2 protein-coding genes (1 of these 2 cut by a window edge) are annotated in these 1,642 nt (G+C 71.3%); one reads left to right on the top strand and one right to left on the bottom strand.

The window, feature by feature from the left end; all coding sequences use genetic code 11:
- The coding region (locus tag MKK75_RS01570; RefSeq protein WP_244040876.1) for a phytanoyl-CoA dioxygenase family protein at window positions 1-681 on the bottom strand (681 nt) is incomplete at its 3' end.
- Between the two features lie 280 nt (window positions 682-961).
- On the opposite strand from MKK75_RS01570, the gene MKK75_RS01565 reads away from it, so the two are divergent.
- Window positions 962-1,642, top strand: partial view of a hypothetical protein gene (locus MKK75_RS01565; RefSeq protein WP_244040875.1) — the 5' portion only. It continues 87 nt past the right edge of the window; the window shows 681 of its 768 coding nt (coding positions 1-681); its start codon is at window positions 962-964; its stop codon lies beyond the right edge, outside the window.

The following is a 1,642-nucleotide window of genomic DNA, read 5'->3' as shown; positions in this document are numbered from 1 at the left end:
ATCGACGCCGCACGCCGCGTTGATGGCGGTGCGCCGCTCCCAGGCGAGCCGCCGCTTGGTCAGGCGGTGCGAGCCCGGAACGTAGGTGAACGGCCCCTCGTCGGCGGCGACGTCGGTGAGGAACAGCCACGCCTTCATGGTCGGATGGAAGGTGTCGATGTGGAAGTTGGTCTGCGGGTCCGGCGGCGCGTCGGTGACGTGCGACAGGATCGTCTGCACGGTCAGGATCGGCTCGCAGTTGAAGCTCGCCACGTAGCGCAGCAGGTTCTTCCAATCCGGCATCGCCAGGAGCTGGCGCATCGCCGGCATCCGCTTCAACGTCTCCGGGTCGAGGGGGATGCGGCGGGTGACGGTGTCGCCCTGGACCTGCTCGCGGCCTTCGGCGGCCACGCTGGTGACCTCGGCGTAGACGGCCCTGTGCAGGTCGGCCGGCATGAAGTCGGCTCGCCTGATGAAGCCGTCGCGGGCGAAGTCGGTCCGGTCCTGCGTGCTCACGAGATGGGCGAGCTGGCGGCGGCGCAGGCCCGCCATGGCGTGGGCGAGCCGTACCCGTAGCGTGTGCAGGCCGGCCCGGTTGAGCCGTTCCGAGCCGAGGATCGGATTGTCGACAAAGGACTTCGCCCCCGTGGCGAGCTGCGCCACCCAGAGCGGCGCCGCCGCCACCCGCCCGAACGATGCCATGCCGCGCTCCACCCGTATGACCGGCCCTTCAGCCCGGATCTCTGAACGATGACCAATATCAGTCGTCATCCGCCGAACGGTCAGCGTTGTGCTACATTGAGGCAGATTTTTGGGCGGCTCAATTCCGAAAGCGTGATGCCGATCCGGCCGTCGTGCCGGTCGCTCCCGGCACGGTGAAGGCCGCCGATGTTTCACGGGAAACATTCTGCCCCGACTCGCCTCGCCCTGTGGCCGCAGGGTCATCGTCGGCCGGACTGTCGTCTGGTAGCACCGGCGCGGCATGACGACATCGCAGTGGCGCACCCTTCGGAATGGGCAGGCCCGGGCGCGGCTGGCGCGGGCGCTGCCGCCGGTCTTCCCCGTACAGGTCCTTCGCCATGCCCTGGCGCGACCGCTGATCCCGCCGACGCCGCGGCTCGCCGTCGAGAGCTACTGGCGCAACCACGTCCTCCGGGCGGACCGGCTCGCCCGTGCCCTGGCGGCCCGCTCCGGCACGCCGGCGGGTTGGACGTGGGAGCTCGGCCGTGACGGCACGGGCGAGGTGCGCGCCGGCAGCTTCCGGACACCGCCCGCCCCCTATCGCGATCCGGCCTTCGTCCGCGGCCGCGGCACCTGCTGCATCTGCGGCCAGCCGGTCTACCGGTTCGGCTGGCACCGCGACCTCTGGGGCAGCGGCGCGCCCAACGCCCGGGCCGGCTGGCATGCGGCCTGTGTCACGGCCTGGAAGTTCTGGCTCGCCCCGCACGCGCAGGTCCGGGCGCTGAAGCTCCGCCAGCGGCACCGCTGCGCGACCTCCGGCAAGCGGCTGCTGCGCACAGCCGAGGTCGATCATGCCCTGCCGCTCTACCAAGTCTGGCGGGAGCACCGCACCCGTCCCTGGCCGGAGCTGCTCGCCTATTGGGGCGCGCCGAACCTGCAGGTGGTCAACCGGGCCGCCCACGTCCTCAAGTGCCGGGACGAG

The organism is Methylobacterium sp. J-030 (assembly GCF_022829545.1).
In the GTDB taxonomy this organism is placed as follows: domain Bacteria; phylum Pseudomonadota; class Alphaproteobacteria; order Rhizobiales; family Beijerinckiaceae; genus Methylobacterium.
Note: the sequence above shows the minus strand (reverse complement) of the source record. Positions and strands in the feature narration are given on the sequence as shown.